Below are 16,353 nucleotides of genomic sequence, written 5' to 3' on the forward strand. Positions count from 1 at the left end.
GCGTCGGATGGAAGCCCCCTGCCTGCGGGGTCGCTGCCTCATCCGGCCTGTGGCGTTGCCTGCCCGGCCCTGTACCTTGTTCCCTTCAGCGGCGGATTTTCTGCCGGGCCGGCAAAGCACTGAGCGATTTGCATCCAGCATTCGGCGGCGGTGCCTGAGACCTCCAATCCTGTGTCAGAAATACTCCGCACCTGAGTGACAACTTGGGCAAACTCCACCGCAGAGCCTTTGACATAATCCTCATCCTGCGGAGCATTCCATTCCCAAACCGCCCCCGACGGCCCGGTGAGCTGCACAAAGGGCGCAGGCTCCGGCACGTCCAGACCGCGGTTGCGGAAGCTCCAGCCATAGGTCGCTACTCCCAGATGCGCGATGTTGCGGATGCGATCCTGTTCCTGCCGCTCATGCCCCAGGAGGTCGAACACCTCCTGCCCGTGCGCCCAGGTCTCCATCTGCCGGGCGGTGACCGAGCTGAGCGCGCTCATGTCCGGTCCGATCCATTTCAGCCGCGCCTTGGGCTCCGCTGCGGCGAAAGCATCAGCACAGCGCTCCGCCCCCTCACGCCAGGCCGCAAACAGCGCCCGGCCGCTGAGGCCATCCAGCCAGGGAAACTGGCATTCGAGGATGGAGCGGCCCGCCTGCATGTCCCGCAGGACCGGCGCGATGAAGGCTGCAAAGGCGTCCTCGCCCCGCAGCGAGGCCTCTGCCGCTGCGTTGAACAGATGCAGGTGCCCCAGCACATGGTCAATGGTCCAACCCTTGAACTGGGTTTCGCGGTGGAACTCTGCTTCTGGCAGGTGCTCAAGGATGGCTGCCAGGGCGCGGCTCTCTGCACGGAAATTTTCGGCCTGCTGCATGGTTCTCCCCTTTTGTTCCGCCCGGCAGCATAGCCAGGCCGGGAGCGGGCCGGAAACAGAGACCACACGTCACAAAATGAGCCGCCGTGGCGGCCGCATCAGGGCAGCGGACCTGTCTTGAACAAGCGTATTTTCAGGCCGCCATGTGCAACGGGTGCGCCGGACGGAAGGAACGGCAGATTGGTTGCCTTGGCCAGGCTGGTTTCCGAGGTGACGATACCCACGCGCCAGCCCGAAAACCGCTCCGTCAGCACCTGCCCCAGCGCGCCGTAAAGGGCATAGAGCAGTTTCTTGTTGCCGATCCGGGCGCCATAGGGCGGGTTGACGATGACCAGGCCCGGCGGGCCATCCGGGCGTTGCAGGTCGCTGACCGCAGCCTGGGCAAAACGGGTGCAATCGGCCACGCCCGCCCGCTCCGCATTGGCAGCGGCCATCTCCACGGCGCCCGCATTGCGGTCGGAGCCATGGAACAGCAGTTCCGTTTCCCGCGTCTCGCCTTGTTTTTTCATTTCGGCCCAGGCGTCCGCGTCAAAAGTTGCCAGCTGCTCAAAGGCAAAGCTGCGGCTGCGGCCGGGCTGCAGGCCCTTGGCGATCTCGGCGGCCTCGATCACGAAGGTGCCGGAACCGCACATCGGGTCCACCACCGGCTCAGCGCCGCCAAAGCCGCATTCGCGCAAGAAAAGAGCGGCAAGATTTTCCCTCATCGGTGCTTTGCCAACCGCGGATTTGTGGCCGCGCTTGTGCAGACCCTCGCCCGAGGTATCGACGCTGAAGACACAGAGGTTGTCCTCAATGCGCAGCTTGACCGTCAGCTCCGCATCCTTGGTGACAGGGGCGCCGAGGGTTTCCGCAATCGCCTTCTCCACCCGCTGGGAGGCGGCGCCGGCGTGGTAGATCTTGGATTTCTTATTGGTGGAAACCTCCACCTTCACCGGCACATCCGGGCGCAGAACCTCGCTCCAGGGAAACTTGCGCGACCGTTTGTCGAGCTGGGCCAGGTGGAAGGCACGGAATTCGCCGATCCTTGCCAGCACCCGTGCGGCGCCACGCAAGGAGAGGTTGGCGCGCCAAACCTCACTCCAGTCTCCCTGCACCGTGACCCCGCCCGGCACCGCCTTGGGCGCGGCAAAACCCAGTTCCTTGGCCTCAACCAGCAGCGCCTGTTCCAGCCCGGGTGGTGCGGTCAGGAATATCTCAAATGTGGTATCTTGCGTCATACCGCCCTCCTTAGACGCAAAGCTTAGCCGCGGCGACAGTTTTTTCAGATCCCGCCATTGGGGAAATTGCCGTTGCGTTACAACCGCAGATGCCGCGCCGCAGCATCCTGTGAACACCCAACAAGGGCTATTTTAAGTCAGCATATTCAATATATTATGCATTACTAAAAAATTAGTTTGACAACATAATCCAACCTATGAAAGCTCTATGCCAGTCAGGTGCAGCCAACGCGCAACTGGCCTCAAGAGACTTTCAGGGAGGAAGAGATGCGTAAGTATCTTCTTTCCGCAGCAGCCGTTTGTGCGGTGGTTGCGGGATCAATTGGCTATGCCGACGAAATGGCGGCCAAAAAATGGATTGATGAAGAGTTCCAGCCTTCGGCTTTGACCAAGGATGAACAGCTGTCGGAGATGCAGTGGTTCATCAAGGCCGCTGAACCTTACAAAGGCATGGAGATCAACGTGCTGTCGGAAGGCATTCCGACGCATAGCTATGAATCCGAAGTGCTGACCAAAGCGTTTGAGGAAATCACCGGCATCAAGGTGAACCACCAGATCCTCGGGGAGGGCGAAGTCGTCCAGGCCGTGCAGACCCAGATGCAGACCAAGCGGAACCTCTATGACGGCTACGTCAATGACTCCGACCTGATCGGCACCCACTCGCGCCTGCAGCTGGCGTACAACCTGACCGACATGATGGCAGGCGAGTTCAAGGACGTGACCAACCCCGGCCTCGACCTGGATGACTTCATGGGCACCCAGTTCACCACTGGCCCGGACGGCGACCTGTACCAGTTGCCCGACCAGCAGTTCGCGAACCTCTACTGGTTCCGCAAGGACTGGTTCGACCGCGAAGACCTGCAGGCCGCGTTCAAGGAAAAATACGGCTATGACCTGGGTGTCCCGGTCAACTGGTCCGCATATGAGGACATCGCCGAGTTCTTCAGCGAGCAGGTCAAGGAAATCGACGGCACCGCGATCTATGGCCACATGGATTACGGCAAGCGCGCGCCGGACCTCGGCTGGCGGATGACCGATGCCTGGCTGTCGATGGCCGGTGCCGGCTCCAAGGGTGAGCCGAACGGCGTGCCGATCGACGAATGGGGCATCCGCATGGAAGAAGGCTCCTGCAACCCGGCAGGTGCCAGCGTGACCCGCGGCGGCGCGGCAAACGGTCCGGCAGCGGTCTATGCGATCCGCAAGTGGGACGAATGGCTGCGCAAATACGCGCCTCCGGGCGCAGCGTCCTATGACTTCTACCAGTCGCTGCCGGCACTGGCCCAAGGCAACGTGGCACAGCAGATTTTCTGGTACACAGCCTTCACCGCCGACATGGTGAAACCCCAGTCCGAAGGCAACAACACCGTCGACGCCGAGGGCAACCCGCTGTGGCGGATGGCGCCCAGCCCGCACGGCCCCTACTGGGAAGAAGGCCAAAAGGTCGGTTATCAGGACGTGGGCTCCTGGACTTTCCTCAAGTCCACCCCGCTGGACCGCGCCCAGGCTGCTTGGCTCTATGCCCAGTTCGTCGTGTCCAAGACCGTGGACGTGAAGAAATCGCACGTTGGCCTGACCTTCATCCGCGACTCTTCCGTCAACCACGAGAGCTTCACCGAGCGCGCACCCAAACTGGGCGGCCTGGTCGAGTTCTACCGCTCGCCTGACCGCGTGGCATGGTCGCCGACCGGCATCAACGTTCCGGATTACCCGAAGCTGGCCCAGATCTGGTGGCAGCAGATCGGTGACGTGAACTCCGGCGCCTTCACGCCGCAGGAAGCGATGGACCGGCTGGCCGAGGAAATGGACATCACCATGGGCCGTATGCAGCGTGCAGACGAGCAGGCGAATGTCTATGGCGGCTGCGGCCCGCGCCTGAACGAAGAGAAAGACGCGGAGTGGTGGTACGCCAATGGCGGCGCCAAAGCCCCGCTGGAGAACGAGAAGCCGCAGGGCCAGACCGTCAACTATGACGAGCTGGTGGCCCGCTGGGCAACCAACTAAGGCCTCCTCCCGGTCCGGCCAGCGATCCCCATCATCTGGCCGGGCTGCATCAGGCCCCGGAGACTCTTTCCCGTCATCCGGGGCCTTTTTCCCCACGACCCCAGCGCGCCCCTGCCCCGGGCGCAAACAGGCCGCCTGCCGGAAAGTCAAAGCAAGATGGCACTCGAACTCAAGGGTGTGACCAAGCGCGTCGGCGCCATTCAGCACATCAAGGAAACTTCCCTGCTGCTGGAGCCCGGTCACTTCAACGTCCTCCTCGGCGCCACCGGCTCCGGAAAGACCTCACTCATTAAACTGATGGCGGGCCTCGACCCGATGGCCAGCGGCCAGGTGCTGATGGATGGCGAGGATGTCAGCCGTCTCAGCACCCAGAAGCGTAACATCAGCCTGGTGCACCAGTTCTTCATCAACTACCCGCATATGACGGTGTTCGAAAACATCGCCTCGCCGCTGAAGGTGGCGGGCATGGCGAAGTCGGAAATCGAGGCCCGTGTCGAGGAAGCCGCGGCGATCCTGCAGCTGAAGCCGATGCTGCACCGCCGCCCGCATGAGCTGTCCGGCGGCCAGCAGCAGCGCTGCGCCCTGGCCCGTGCGATTGCCAAGGAAAGCCGCGCGGTGTTCCTGGATGAGCCGCTGGCCAACCTCGACTACAAACTGCGCGAGGAGCTGCGCGACCAGCTGCCAGAACTGTTTGCAGGCCGCGGCGCGGTCGTGGTCTATGCGACCTCGGAGCCCGAAGAGGCGCTGCTCTTGGGCGGCAAGACCGCACTGATGCGCGACGGCCGGGTGACCCAGTTCGGCCCCACCGCAGAGATCTACCGCAACCCCGGCAATGTCGATGCGGCGCGGGTGTTCTCCGACCCGCCGATCAACACCGCCGAGATCACCAAGCAGGGCAGCATGGCCCGCTTGGGCGCCGGCGTCACCTGGGAGCTGGCAGGTGCTGCCGCAGGGCTAGCCGATGGCACCTACACCATCGCGATCCGCCCGCACCATGTGTCGCCGCAGCCCCGCAACGGCGCTGATGTGCAGCTGTCAGGCCAGGTGCAGGTGACCGAACTCTCCGGCTCTGAAAGCTCTGCCCATTTCGACATGGGCTCCGGCAGCTGGGTCTCGCTGGCCCACGGCGTCCACCCCTACCAGGTGGGTGAGCTGCATGACTTCTACATGGACCCCGCGCAGGCATATTTCTTTGCCCCCGACGGCAGCCGCGCGGCGTGAGGCATCAATGGCTAAAATAACTCTCTCCAAACTGCGCCACAGCTACCTTTCGACGCCGAAATCCGACTCGGATTACGCGCTGAAGGAAATCGACCTCGACTGGACCGACGGCGGCGCCTATGCGCTGCTTGGCCCCTCGGGCTGCGGCAAATCCACCCTCTTGAACATCATTTCGGGCCTGCTGGTGCCGTCCGAGGGCCAGATCCTGTTCGACGGCAACGACGTGACCGCCCTGCCCCCGGATCAGCGCAACATCGCCCAGGTGTTCCAGTTCCCGGTGATCTACGACACCATGACGGTTTACGATAACCTGGCGTTTCCGCTGCGCAACCGCGGCCGGGACGAGACCACGGTGCACCAGCGGGTGATGGCGATTGCCGAAATGCTCGAAGTGACCGACATGCTGGAGCAGAAGGCGGCGGGCCTCAGCCCCGACAACAAGCAGAAAATCTCCATGGGCCGTGGCCTGGTGCGCGAGGACGTCAACGTGGTGATGTTCGACGAACCGCTCACTGTGATCGACCCGCACCTGAAGTGGAAGCTGCGCTCCAAGCTGAAGGAACTGCACCAGCGGGTGAAGGCTACGATGATCTACGTCACCCACGACCAGACCGAGGCGCTGACATTCGCCGATCAGGTGGTGGTGATGCAGCTGGGCGAGGTGGTGCAGATCGGCACGCCGGTGGAGCTGTTCGAGCGCCCCGCGCATACGTTTGTCGGCCATTTCATCGGCTCGCCCGGGATGAACATCCTGCCTTGCGAGCTGCAGCACGGTGCGGCCGTGTTTGCGGGCCAGCAGATCATGCTGGAGGGGCCCATTCAAGGCGCCGCTGAGGGCCAGACCGAAATCGGCGTCCGCCCGGAGTTCGTCTCGCTGGCGGACCACGGCCTGCCCGCCACCGTCACCAAGGTCTCTGACATCGGCCGCCACACGGTGGTGGAATGCGAGGCTGGCGGCTGCCGCATCAACGCCGTGACAGAAGGCGCCGCGCCGGAAAAAGGCAGCGCCGTGCACCTGGCCTTCCGCCAGGACATGACCCGGCTTTACGTGGACGGCTGGCTTGCCACCGCCCCGGCCAATGCCACCGGCGAACAAGGAGCAGCCTGATGAAAACCGAAAACCAGAAAGCCTGGTTCTTTGTCCTGCCGGTGCTGGCGCTGGTCGCCTTCAACGCGCTCATTCCAATGATGACGGTGGTCAACTACTCGGTGCAGGAGACCTTTGGCGACAACGTGTTCTTCTGGCAGGGCCTGGACTGGTTCCAGCAGATCCTGCGCTCTGACCGCTTCCACGCGGCGCTTGGCCGCCAGTTCCTGTTCACTTTCCTGATCCTGATCATCGAGGTGCCGCTGGGCATCGCGATTGCTCTGTCGATGCCGCGCAAGGGGTTCTGGGTGCCGGTGTGCCTGGTTCTGATGGCGCTGCCGATGCTGATCCCGTGGAACGTGGTCGGCGCGATGTGGAACATCTTCACCCTGCCCGACATCGGCCTCTTGGGCTATTTCCTGAACCATGTGCTGGGTATCAACTACGACATGACGCAGGATCCGGTTGCGGCCTGGGTGACCATCGTCACCATGGACGTCTGGCACTGGACCTCGCTGGTGGTGCTGCTGAGCTATGCCGGCCTGGTGTCGATCCCCGACGCCTATTACCAGGCGGCCAAGATCGACGGCGCCTCCAACTGGGCGGTGTTCCGGTTCATCCAGCTACCCAAGATGAAAACAGTGCTGACCATCGCTATCCTGTTGCGCTTCATGGACAGCTTCAACATCTACACCGAGCCGTTTGTGCTGACAGGCGGCGGTCCCGGAAACTCCACCACGCTCTTGTCGATCGACCTAGTGAAAATCGCGCTTGGCCAGTTCGACCTCGGCCCCGCTGCGGCCATGTCGCTCATCTATTTCGCAATCACGCTCCTGGTCTCCTGGCTGTTCTACACGCTGATGACCAAGGACGATCTGAACTAAGGGAGGGATCCAGATGCAGAAACGATCCATCGTCCCCATCGTCTATATCCTGTTCCTGATGCTGCCGATCTATTGGCTGGTGGCGATGAGCTTCAAGACGACCAATGAAATCCTGTCGGGCTTCTCGCTGTTCCCGCAGACTTTCACGCTGGACAATTACGCAACCATCTTCACCGATCCCAGCTGGTACTGGGGCTACATCAACTCGATCGCCTACGTGTCGATCAACACGGTGATCTCCATCGCGGTGGCGCTGCCGGCGGCCTATGCCTTCAGCCGCTACCGGTTCCTGGGCGACAAGCAGCTGTTCTTCTGGCTGCTGACCAACCGGATGGCGCCTGCCGCGGTGTTCGCGCTGCCGTTCTTCCAGCTCTATTCCGCAGTGGAGCTGTTCGACACCCACCTGGCCGTTGCCTTGGCGCACTGCCTGTTCAACATCCCGCTGGCGGTGTGGATCCTTGAAGGCTTCATGGGCGGCATTCCCAAGGAGCTGGATGAAACTGCTTTCGTCGACGGCTATTCGTTCCCGCGCTTCTTTGCGACGATCTTCATTCCGTCGATCAAGGCGGGCGTGGGTGTGGCAGCCTTCTTCTGCTTCATGTTCTCCTGGGTGGAGCTGCTGCTGGCGAAAACCCTGACCGCCGTCGCCGCCAAGCCGATTGCCGCCACCATGACCAAGACCGCCTCCAGTGCGGGCTATGAACTGGGTCTTCTGGCGGCTGCGGGAACTCTGACAATCATTCCGGGCGCCATCGTGATCTGGTTTGTCCGCAACTACATCGCGAAGGGTTTCGCGATGGGGAGGGTGTAATGCTTTCATGGATGGCCTGGACCTGGCCCACTGCCCTGTTGTTCATCGGCATCTTCAGTGCCATCGGCGTGCTGATCATCGCCGAAATCCGCCACCCCGGCGGCGCGGCCCGCAAGGGGGTGCTGGGTCTCACCACCACCCGCGGCGACCGGCTGTTCATCAGCCTATTGGGCACCTCCTACATCTTCCTGGCCTGGCTGGGCCTAGTGGGGATGCCGCTGTGGTGGCCGCTGGGGCTGTCGATTGCATGGGGCATCTTCTGCTTCTGGAAGGTCTGACCCGCAATCCCAAACAAAATCGGGACAGGCCTTGAAGGCAAACCTGCCCTTCAAGGCCTTCCCAGCCGAAACCTTGAACCAATGCGCCAGGCACCGTCCCGAAGACTGGCCCATCACCCCGCAACCTGCTGAGAAGACTCGCGCGGCAGCGCACATTTTGACAACAAAAGCCCCGCCGCCGCGCATCTTCTAAAAAAATAGTTTTCACGGAAGCCTGCTTCCCCTAGCATGACTGGAACGATCACATGAGCCGGACTGCCGAGGCGATGCGCAAGAAACACGACACTTCCCTGCTGACCGAGGTTGAGCTGGAATTCATGACCGTGGTCTGGGACATGGGCGGCGGCACCGTGCGCGATATCCTTGCCGAGCTGAACAAGATGCAGGAACGCGCCTACACTTCGGTGGCCACGGTTCTCAAGATCATGGAACAGAAGGGCTTTCTCACCAGCGAGCGCAAGGACCGCTCCCTGGTTTACCGCCCCGCCGTTCCCAAGGCAGAGTATCAGAAAACATCTCTGAAAAACCTTTCGAGCAAGCTTTTCAACGGCGCGCCCGCCGCATTGGTGGCGCGGCTGGTCGATGATGAGGATGTGACCGACGAGATGCTCGAGGAGATGCGGGCGCTCTTGGAGGAAAGGCTGGGGGATAATGAACGCTGATGTTCTGCTGAATGCCTATATTGATCTGAATATCCTGCTGCTAGCGGGCACCCTGTTGTGGTTCGCCGCCCGCAAAGCGCTGGCACGCAGTCCGCTGGGGCGCGCCTACCGGCCGCAGCTGCGTCTTTTAAACGGAATGACAGTGCTGCTCGCGGCTTCGCCGCTGCTGATTCTGGCGTTCACCCGTTTCATCATCGCCCATCCGCCGAATTTCTCCGACATGCTGGTTTCCCAGTATCTGCAGGGCAATGTCAGCATGAGCGCCGGAACTTTTGAGGCCACCCTCGGCCTGCGCGAAGATGCGGTGCGCGACCTCACCAGCCTGCAGCCGGCCTGGGCGCAAATGATTGCCGCCGGCTTTGCCGCCGGAGCACTGATCTGCCTGGCGCATGTTGCGGTTTCCGTCTTCCGGCTGCGCCAGAACCTGGCGGGTGCCTTTATCTGGAAACGCATCGGCCGGGTGCAACTGATGGTGTCCGATGACATCCGCGTGGCCTATTCCACCCGCGGGCCGTTTTGCCGCTATGTGGTCCTGCCCACGCAGCTGCTGAATGACCCGTGCGACCTGCGCTTGACCATCGCGCATGAGCTGCAGCACTTCCGCCAGCGTGACATCGAATGCGAGTTCCTGCTGGAAATGCTGCGCCCGCTGCTGTTCTGGAACCCCGCCTTCTACCTTTGGCGGCGCGAGGTGCGGCTGCTGCGTGAGTTTGCCTGCGATCAGGCACTGATGGCGCGGCCCTCTTTCGATGTGCGCTCCTATTGCGAATGCCTGATCCGTGCCTGCGCCCATGCCGCACGCAGCCCGGCGCTGTTCATGCGCCGCAGCCCCGCAGTGGCCCTGGTAGACCGCCGCGAAACCCGCCGCGGCGCGTCTCTGCAACGGCGTATCATCGCAGTGACGGCCGTTCAGCCGCAGGGGCCGAACTCGCTCGGCTGGGGCGCCGTCTCTTTGGCGATGACCGGGGTTGTGCTTGCGACCGCGATGCTGCTGCAACGTCCCAGCGACTGGAGCCACGACCGCATCATGCTGTCGACCATCGTCAATCTGGAACGCATGGCAACGCGCAACAGCACACCGGAGCTGGCTGTCAGCGCCCTGAACGGCGGATTTGCGGTCCCCTCGCAATAGGTTCTGGTCCGGCAGCTGACTTCCGGTCTTACCCCCTGTCAGGCAAAGCTGCCCGCGGCGCCCGTTCTCCGCGGCAGCAGTAAAACTTGCCTTGTCTCTGCGACTCACCGGGCCCTCTCTGCATCCGGCCTCTGCTGATTTCGGCAAAAGCCGCAATGACGTCTTCTTTTGCAGAACTCCCGGCTGAACGGGCGAAAACCTGCAGGGCGGGCTCAGCAGCATAAGCGGAGAAAGGACCAGCAGGAATTCAGAGCGGCAATGCGCCGGGCAGAACAGACCTTTCCGGCAGCCTGGTGCCTGAAACTCTCTGCCTGCGGCAAGAACGTGGAAGCCAGCACCGGCCCGGCCTAGCACTAGGCCACGGCATGCGGAACACCGCGGCCGAAGGAAGACCCGAACCCATGATTGGAGTGTCTCACATGAAAAATCTCGCACTGACCGCTGCCGCGATTGCTGCCCTCGCCGCATCACCGCTGGCGGCGATGGAATCCATCACCGAGGCCGATACCGACGGCAATGGCACCTATTCGCTGGAAGAGCTGCAGGCGGCGTTTCCCGACCTGACAGAGGAAACCTTTGCAACCATCGACGCCAATGCCGACGGCGAGGCGGATCTGGCTGAGGTGAAGGCAGCGGAGGAAGCTGGTCTGCTGCCAACAGCCGGCTGAACCCGCGGCAAGGCGGCTCCCCCCTTAATCCAGCCGCCTTGCCACTTGCTTTTTCCCCTGATGTTAAATGGTGCGAGGCCCTGCTCGGCAGGGCCTCTTTACGCGTCCATGACGGATTAGCCGCCGTCGGCCTGCCGCTTCAGCCGCTCGATGTGACGGGCAAAAATGTAAGTCGCCGGCAAGCCGAGCAGCAGTCCCCAAGCCACTGACTCATACGGGGTCAGCACCTGCCAGCCGATCCAACTGGCAATCAGCGATGCAAAGAAGATGTTGACGGCCGCCGCCCCCGCCCCGAACGGGTAAAGCGCTGCCAGCAACCGCCAGGAGGGCCGCGGTGTCATCGTCGGCTCACCAGGTATTGGACGAACCCCAAGCTGACGATCAGCGCGATGGAACCCATCAGGAACCAGAACTCTGCGGTTTCGGTCTGCGGTTGCGGGATCGGCCGTTCAAAACTGGCGGCAAATACGCTGGACGGGGCCAGCAGGGCCAGAGCGAGGATACGCTTCATCTCAGTGCTCCATGGTCAGGGATTGATAGATTTCCGGCAGCGCGCGCGGCAGCCGGTCAGGGTCGGGCAGCAGGGTGAAGCCTGCGCGCCCGAAGATGCGGGCAAACCAGTCCTGCCCGTCGGCGTCGATCACCACGCCATGCACTGACTGGCCCAGGGCGCGCGCCTCGCGCACCGCCATGCGGCTGTCCTCAATGCCATGCACGCCCTCATAGTGATCCAGATCGTTTGGCTTACCATCGGTCAGCACCAAGAGCAGGCGGCGTTCAGCACCTTCTTCTGCCAGCTGGGCAGAGGCATGGCGGATTGCAGCACCAAGGCGGGTATAGTGACCGGGCTTGAAGCCGCCGATGCGGGCGGTGACCGCTTCTGACATCGGGTCCTCAAAACCTTTGGCGCGGGTCAGGAACACCCGGTCCCGGCGCAGGGAGGAGAACCCCCAAATGCCCAGCCGATCGCCTGCCGTGGCGATACCGCCGGCCAGGGCTGCCAGAGATTCGCGGGCGGTCTCAATCACCGGGCGGTCGCCGACCGTGGCCTCGGTAGAGCGGGAGCAGTCCATCAGAACCGCCACGCTCAGGTCGCGGGCCATCGGGCGGCTGGCCTGCCAGACCCGGTCGCTGCCCTGCTGGCCGCAGGCCAGATCGACATGGGATTTCACCACCGCTTCCAGATCCAGCTCGTCACCATCCAGCTGCCGCGGCAGCATCACCCGGCGCGGGTGCAGCGGCGCAAACTGGCGGCGCACGCGGGACACCAGCCGCGGATCGGGCTGGAAGCTGTCTGCGGGGTTGCCCTCAGCCTCCAGCACGCAAGTATGGGCAGGCATGTGCTTGCCCAGCCGGTGGTTCCATTCCGGATAGGTGAACTGCCCCGCCAGCCGTTCGTGCTCGGCATCCTGCGGCGACAGGTCCAGCGAGATCCGCAGCCGCGAGGCCGCGCGTTTCATGTGCTGCGAGAGGGTGAGGTTGTCCTGGTCCTCCGCCGCCTTCTGGGCGTTCTCGTTGTCGTCGTCATCGACCATGCGGTTGATGTTCAGGCTTTCGGCCCAGGACAGGATAGACTCGAACCGGTGGACGATGAAGCTGTCCTTGCGGGTGGTCTGATCCTGGTCCTGCCGCTTTGCCGTCTTGCGGGTAGTAACGGCCAGGCCAGGGGTTTTCATTTCTTTGTCCGCTGCGGGGGCTGCCCCCCTGCCCGCTTGCGGGACGGCCAAGCGCAGCCAGAACGGCACCGGCTGATAAGTCCGGTAGCCGCGCGGCGCGGTGCAGGTGCAGGGCTCGGCAATGCGGCAGTCGGTGCCGATCTGATCCAGCACCATGCGCTCGATCCGCGCTTCGGAACGCGGCAGGCCGTTGCGTTTGCGGGTCTCGGCGGTATGGGCACAGAACGCGCCATAGGCAGAGCGCAGCCCGGGACAGGCGGCAAACACTTTGTCCGCAGCACGGGCATTGGCAGCGATCTCCAGCTGATCGGCCTGATAGCGGTCCTCGTTGCGTTCCGGCAATTCGATCGAGGCAGCCATTGCGGCCAGCCACAGGTAGGCCTTGCGGTTCAACTCCGGGCTGGGAAAGACTGACATTTCCGGCGGCAAGCGCAGGCGCTCGCCGTCGAAACTGGCGGTATATACCATTTCCCGAGGGGTGCCGATGCGGCGCAGCCGGTCCGGACGATGGTCCGACAGCACCGCAGGCGCCACCTGGATTTCCACGCCCCCGGCCCCGCCCAGCGCCCGGAACAAGGCCGCCACGCTGGCGCGCATGTCCTCGAACCGGACGGTGTGCTCGGCCCCATCCTCTGCGGCACCGATCCGTGTCGCCATTCCGTGCCACAGGTTGCCAACCGTTTCTTCGGGTTCCAGAAGGTCGAGAGCGTGGATCATGGCATCACCCGTAGACGCTGGCGGCAAGGTCGCGCAGCGCCTGCTGCACATCAGCCTCGTCGCTGAGGGGTTCGATGATTGCGGTCTCCACCGCGCGCTCCACGCCCATGCCCTTTGCAATCAGCGTAGCAGCATAGATCAGCAGCCGGGTAGAGACACCTTCCTCCAAGTCCATGCCAGAGAGCTTGCGGATATGGCCCGCCAGGCGCACCAGCGCGGCGGAGCGGCCCTCGTCCAGCCCGCTTTCAGAGGCAACCACCGCGGTCTCGGCAGTAGCTTCCGGAAAATCAAAGCCGATTGACAGGAAGCGCTGCCGGGTCGAGGGCTTCAGCTTCTTCAGGATGTTCTGGTAGCCGGGGTTGTAGCTGGCCACCAGCATGAAGGGCTTGGGCGCCGCCAGCTCCTCGCCGGTGCGGTCGATGACCAGGCGACGGCGGTCGTCGGTCAGCGGGTGCAAGACCACGGCCACGTCCTTGCGGGCTTCGACCACCTCATCGAGGTAGCAGATGCCGCCCTCGCGCACCGCGCGGGTCAGCGGACCATCGACCCAGACGGTTTCCCCGCCCTTCAGCAGGTAGCGCCCGATCAGGTCGGCAGCCGACAGGTCGTCATGGCAGGCAACGGTGTGGAGGGGCAGCCCAAGCCGGGCTGCCATATGTTCCACGAACCGCGTCTTGCCGCAGCCGGTGGGCCCCTTCAGAAGAAGGGGCAGACCGTTGGCTTGGGCCATCTCGAAGACGGTGCATTCATCGCCTGCGGGACGGTAGAAGGGCACGGAAGGCATGTTCATTGCGTTCATGGCTTACTCTCCCGGTACGGCCGCGGGGCCGGGTTTGATGACTTCGCGGCGGACCACGACGGTTGCGTAGATGAACAGCAGCGCCCCCAGGACCACCACCACGCCAGAGCCGAGACGCATCAGGTAGAAGATGCCGAGCTGGTCCTGCACATCCATGTAGTAGTCGCCGATGACGCGTTGCAGGTGGGTCTGGATGGTACCGGCAAAGGTCAGCACAAAGGTCATGAAGGCCATGCCGCCGGTCATCAGCCAGAAGGAGGCCATGTTCAACACTTGGTTATAGGGATCGCGGTTGCGCAGTTGCGGCATCGCATAGGTGAACATCGCCAGGTTCATCGCCACATAGGCGCCGTAGAAGGCAAGGTGCCCGTGGGCGGCGGTGATCTGGGTGCCGTGGGTATAGTAGTTCACCCCGTGCAGCGTGTGCAGGAAGCCCCAGACGCCCGCGCCGAAGAAGGCAACGGTGGAAGCACCCAGCGACCACAGCAGCGCGGCCTTGTTCGGGTGGTTCTTGCGGCCTTTCCAGACCATGACGAAGGCAAAGCTCATCATCGCGAAAAAGGGGATCACTTCCAGTGTCGAGAAGATCGAGCCGATCCACTGCCAGTAGCCAGGGGTGCCGATCCAGAAGAAGTGGTGGCCGGTGCCCAGGATGCCGGAGAACAGCGCCAAAGCAACGATGACATAGAGCCATTTTTCCACCACTTCACGGTCAACGCCGGTCAGCTTCAGCATCAGGTAGCCGAGGATCGCGGCCATCACCAGTTCCCAGGTGGCTTCCACCCACAGGTGGACAACGAACCACCAGTACATCTTGTCGAGCGACAGGTTGTCCGGGTTGATGAAGGCAAAGATCCACAGGAGCGACAGCAGCCATAGACCCATCAGCAGAATGTTGGTGATTGCGGTCTTGCGGCCTGCCAGCACGGTGAGGGAGATGTTAACGAGGAAGATCACCGCCGCGACCAGGATGCCGAACTTGACCCACAGGGGCTGTTCCAGGAACTCCCGCCCGCCATGGATGCCCACGAGGTAAGAGCCCACCGCACCAAGGGTACCGACCACCAGAATCGCCAGCTGGATATAGGCGAGTTTCACCGAGAACAGTTCACGCTCGGATTCCTCGGGGATCAGGTAATAGGCTGCGCCGAAGAAGCCCAGCAGCAGCCAGACGATCAGCGCGTTGGTGTGCAGCATCCGCACGATGTTGAACGGCAACAGCTCGCTCAGCGTGTTGGGCCAGACATAGATCCAGCCGGCCAGCAGACCGCCCAGAACCTGAATGGCAAACAGGCCCATTGCCACCATGAAGTAGGCATAGGCTACTTTTTGAGATTGATATTTCATTGTTTCTCTCCCCTCAGCCTGCGTCGTTCGGCGGCCAGTTCTGGGTGTCGGTCTGATCCGCCCAGCGCAGGAATTCGGACAAGGCCTTGGTTTCTTCTTCCGTCAGGTCGAAGAACGGCATCTGGCGGCGGCCCTCAACACCGGAGGGCTGCGATTTCATCCAGCCATCAAGCATTTCATAGGCACCTTCCGGGTCGTCCAGCACACCCCAGCGGGTCATCACATTGCCCACTTCGGGGGCAAAATAGGCGCCCTCGCCGTGCAGCGTGTGACAGTTGATGCAGGAGTGGCGCTCCCACACATGCTTGCCCTGGCGAACTTCGTCGGTCAGCTCCATGCCAGCGGTGGATTTGTTGACGATGAAGCGGTGGCTGTGCGCGGTCATGGCCACGAACACGACGACGAAGAACAAGGAGCCCCCGTAGAACACGTTCCTGGCCCGCGACTTGGTAAGTATCTCTGACATATCGCGGTCCTGAGTACAGTTGCGGATGGGTTCTGCCTAAACCCGCGCACCGCCGCGGATATTGTCGAAGCGCAAAGACTTGCCTCATTGCTGCACGCAAAATGCAGGAAAAGGAGGACACGCCATGCGACGCCCCGACTTCGACGATCCCGACTTGCCTTTGTCAGAACTGTTCCACCACTGGCCGGCCTGTGCAGGCGAGTTCATGCGCCGCAAGATGCTCTGTCCCGGTTGCCCGATCGCTCCATTCCACACGTTGATTGATGCGTGTGAAGAGTACGGCTTGGAGGAGATGGCGTTCCGGGAAAACTTGAGGGGAGCCGCAATGGCTTGAAGCAGTCCTGACCGGGGTGCCGGCTGCAAGGCTTTCCAGTGCCTCGGACCGCATCTGCACATTGAGGCGCTCGGCCAGTCTCTGGTGCTTGCCGCGGACTCTCTGCCAGAAGGATCCGCGCCAGCCCCAATCTCATTACTCGAACGGTGCTGAGGCGCATTAACTTTTTTATTCTGTTTTTGCGATATGAAAATTA

Annotated in this window: 18 protein-coding genes; 10 read left to right on the plus strand and 8 right to left on the minus strand. The window is 62.5% G+C overall.

What is annotated here, in order from left to right; all coding sequences use genetic code 11:
- Positions 1-38: 38 nt before the first annotated feature.
- Both RA26_RS10380 and RA26_RS10385 read right to left on the minus strand, forming a co-directional pair.
- Positions 39-857: a TIGR03084 family metal-binding protein gene (locus RA26_RS10380; protein ID WP_039183564.1), complete on the minus strand. Its 819-nt coding sequence runs from the start codon at positions 855-857 to the stop codon at positions 39-41.
- Positions 858-955: 98 nt separating this feature from the next.
- Positions 956-2,074 (minus strand): THUMP domain-containing class I SAM-dependent RNA methyltransferase, encoded by a 1,119-nt coding sequence (locus RA26_RS10385; protein ID WP_039183566.1) that lies wholly within the window; start codon positions 2,072-2,074, stop codon positions 956-958.
- Between the two features lie 267 nt (positions 2,075-2,341).
- Between RA26_RS10385 and RA26_RS10390 the strand changes: the two genes are divergently transcribed.
- The 9 genes from RA26_RS10390 (at position 2,342) to RA26_RS10430 (ending at position 10,818) form a co-directional block, all read left to right on the plus strand.
- Entirely contained in the window at positions 2,342-4,075 is a 1,734-nt protein-coding gene (locus RA26_RS10390; RefSeq protein ID WP_039183568.1) for an ABC transporter substrate-binding protein, read from the plus strand.
- A 156-nt stretch (positions 4,076-4,231) separates the two neighbouring features.
- A complete protein-coding gene (locus tag RA26_RS10395) occupies positions 4,232-5,296 on the plus strand; it encodes an ABC transporter ATP-binding protein (RefSeq protein WP_039183570.1) in 1,065 nt (354 codons plus the stop codon).
- A 7-nt stretch (positions 5,297-5,303) separates the two neighbouring features.
- Entirely contained in the window at positions 5,304-6,404 is a 1,101-nt protein-coding gene (locus RA26_RS10400) for an ABC transporter ATP-binding protein (protein ID WP_039183572.1), read from the plus strand.
- Complete coding sequence (locus RA26_RS10405) at positions 6,404-7,267, plus strand: carbohydrate ABC transporter permease (protein ID WP_039183574.1); 864 nt, start codon at positions 6,404-6,406, stop codon at positions 7,265-7,267. Before RA26_RS10400 ends, RA26_RS10405 begins: the two co-directional genes overlap by 1 nt.
- 13 nt (positions 7,268-7,280) lie before the next feature.
- Complete coding sequence (locus tag RA26_RS10410) at positions 7,281-8,078, plus strand: carbohydrate ABC transporter permease (RefSeq protein ID WP_039183575.1); 798 nt, start codon at positions 7,281-7,283, stop codon at positions 8,076-8,078.
- Complete coding sequence (locus tag RA26_RS10415) at positions 8,078-8,356, plus strand: DUF2160 domain-containing protein (RefSeq protein ID WP_039150888.1); 279 nt, start codon at positions 8,078-8,080, stop codon at positions 8,354-8,356. Before RA26_RS10410 ends, RA26_RS10415 begins: the two co-directional genes overlap by 1 nt.
- A gap of 245 nt (positions 8,357-8,601) precedes the next feature.
- The gene (locus RA26_RS10420) at positions 8,602-9,018 is read left to right on the plus strand and encodes a BlaI/MecI/CopY family transcriptional regulator (protein ID WP_019298165.1); all 417 of its coding nucleotides are present in this window, start codon (positions 8,602-8,604) and stop codon (positions 9,016-9,018) included.
- On the plus strand, positions 9,008-10,150 hold the full coding sequence (locus RA26_RS10425) for a M56 family metallopeptidase (RefSeq protein WP_039183577.1): 1,143 nt from the start codon (positions 9,008-9,010) through the stop codon (positions 10,148-10,150). Before RA26_RS10420 ends, RA26_RS10425 begins: the two co-directional genes overlap by 11 nt.
- Before the next feature lie 419 nt (positions 10,151-10,569).
- A complete protein-coding gene (locus RA26_RS10430; RefSeq protein ID WP_039183580.1) occupies positions 10,570-10,818 on the plus strand; it encodes a calcium-binding protein in 249 nt (82 codons plus the stop codon).
- 116 nt (positions 10,819-10,934) lie between these two features.
- Here the strand turns inward: RA26_RS10430 and RA26_RS10435 are convergent, their stop codons facing one another.
- From RA26_RS10435 to RA26_RS10455, 6 genes are read right to left on the minus strand one after another with little or no spacing between them, the layout of a single operon-like run.
- Positions 10,935-11,159, minus strand: a complete 225-nt coding sequence (locus RA26_RS10435; RefSeq protein ID WP_039183582.1) for a hypothetical protein — start codon at positions 11,157-11,159, stop codon at positions 10,935-10,937.
- Positions 11,156-11,329 carry a hypothetical protein gene (locus RA26_RS22955; protein WP_193747605.1) on the minus strand — a complete coding sequence of 58 codons (174 nt, stop codon included), beginning with the start codon at positions 11,327-11,329 and terminating at the stop codon, positions 11,156-11,158. The genes RA26_RS10435 and RA26_RS22955 overlap by 4 nt, the downstream gene beginning before the upstream one ends.
- A gap of 1 nt (position 11,330) precedes the next feature.
- Positions 11,331-13,211, minus strand: coding sequence for a nitric oxide reductase activation protein NorD (locus RA26_RS10440; protein WP_039183584.1), 1,881 nt, complete (start codon positions 13,209-13,211; stop codon positions 11,331-11,333).
- Between the two features lie 4 nt (positions 13,212-13,215).
- Positions 13,216-14,010: a CbbQ/NirQ/NorQ/GpvN family protein gene (locus RA26_RS10445; protein WP_039183586.1), complete on the minus strand. Its 795-nt coding sequence runs from the start codon at positions 14,008-14,010 to the stop codon at positions 13,216-13,218.
- 3 nt (positions 14,011-14,013) lie between these two features.
- Positions 14,014-15,357, minus strand: coding sequence for a cbb3-type cytochrome c oxidase subunit I (locus tag RA26_RS10450; protein ID WP_039183588.1), 1,344 nt, complete (start codon positions 15,355-15,357; stop codon positions 14,014-14,016).
- Between the two features lie 13 nt (positions 15,358-15,370).
- On the minus strand, positions 15,371-15,823 hold the full coding sequence (locus tag RA26_RS10455; RefSeq protein WP_039183591.1) for a c-type cytochrome: 453 nt from the start codon (positions 15,821-15,823) through the stop codon (positions 15,371-15,373).
- Positions 15,824-15,947: 124 nt separating this feature from the next.
- Between RA26_RS10455 and RA26_RS10460 the strand changes: the two genes are divergently transcribed.
- Positions 15,948-16,157 (plus strand): hypothetical protein, encoded by a 210-nt coding sequence (locus RA26_RS10460; protein ID WP_039183593.1) that lies wholly within the window; start codon positions 15,948-15,950, stop codon positions 16,155-16,157.
- Positions 16,158-16,353: the final 196 nt, after the last annotated feature.

It is taken from the genome of Leisingera sp. ANG-M7 (assembly GCF_000813965.1).
Taxonomy (GTDB): Bacteria; Pseudomonadota; Alphaproteobacteria; order Rhodobacterales; family Rhodobacteraceae; genus Leisingera.

Excerpts from the sequence above, each read along its gene's own strand:
- RA26_RS10460 (WP_039183593.1), top strand. The coding sequence starts at position 15,948 with ATGCGACGCCCCGACTTCGACGATCCCGACTTGCCTTTGTCAGAACTG.
- RA26_RS10390 (WP_039183568.1), top strand. The coding sequence starts at position 2,342 with ATGCGTAAGTATCTTCTTTCCGCAGCAGCCGTTTGTGCGGTGGTTGCG.
- RA26_RS10450 (WP_039183588.1), bottom strand. The coding sequence starts at position 15,357 with ATGAAATATCAATCTCAAAAAGTAGCCTATGCCTACTTCATGGTGGCA.
- RA26_RS10440 (WP_039183584.1), bottom strand. The coding sequence starts at position 13,211 with ATGATCCACGCTCTCGACCTTCTGGAACCCGAAGAAACGGTTGGCAAC.
- RA26_RS10435 (WP_039183582.1), bottom strand. The coding sequence starts at position 11,159 with ATGACACCGCGGCCCTCCTGGCGGTTGCTGGCAGCGCTTTACCCGTTC.
- RA26_RS10430 (WP_039183580.1), top strand. The coding sequence starts at position 10,570 with ATGAAAAATCTCGCACTGACCGCTGCCGCGATTGCTGCCCTCGCCGCA.
- RA26_RS10445 (WP_039183586.1), bottom strand. The coding sequence starts at position 14,010 with ATGAACGCAATGAACATGCCTTCCGTGCCCTTCTACCGTCCCGCAGGC.
- RA26_RS10415 (WP_039150888.1), top strand. The coding sequence starts at position 8,078 with ATGCTTTCATGGATGGCCTGGACCTGGCCCACTGCCCTGTTGTTCATC.
- RA26_RS10405 (WP_039183574.1), top strand. The coding sequence starts at position 6,404 with ATGAAAACCGAAAACCAGAAAGCCTGGTTCTTTGTCCTGCCGGTGCTG.
- RA26_RS10410 (WP_039183575.1), top strand. The coding sequence starts at position 7,281 with ATGCAGAAACGATCCATCGTCCCCATCGTCTATATCCTGTTCCTGATG.
- RA26_RS10425 (WP_039183577.1), top strand. The coding sequence starts at position 9,008 with ATGAACGCTGATGTTCTGCTGAATGCCTATATTGATCTGAATATCCTG.
- RA26_RS10400 (WP_039183572.1), top strand. The coding sequence starts at position 5,304 with ATGGCTAAAATAACTCTCTCCAAACTGCGCCACAGCTACCTTTCGACG.
- RA26_RS22955 (WP_193747605.1), bottom strand. The coding sequence starts at position 11,329 with ATGAAGCGTATCCTCGCTCTGGCCCTGCTGGCCCCGTCCAGCGTATTT.
- RA26_RS10455 (WP_039183591.1), bottom strand. The coding sequence starts at position 15,823 with ATGTCAGAGATACTTACCAAGTCGCGGGCCAGGAACGTGTTCTACGGG.
- RA26_RS10395 (WP_039183570.1), top strand. The coding sequence starts at position 4,232 with ATGGCACTCGAACTCAAGGGTGTGACCAAGCGCGTCGGCGCCATTCAG.
- RA26_RS10420 (WP_019298165.1), top strand. The coding sequence starts at position 8,602 with ATGAGCCGGACTGCCGAGGCGATGCGCAAGAAACACGACACTTCCCTG.
- RA26_RS10385 (WP_039183566.1), bottom strand. The coding sequence starts at position 2,074 with ATGACGCAAGATACCACATTTGAGATATTCCTGACCGCACCACCCGGG.
- RA26_RS10380 (WP_039183564.1), bottom strand. The coding sequence starts at position 857 with ATGCAGCAGGCCGAAAATTTCCGTGCAGAGAGCCGCGCCCTGGCAGCC.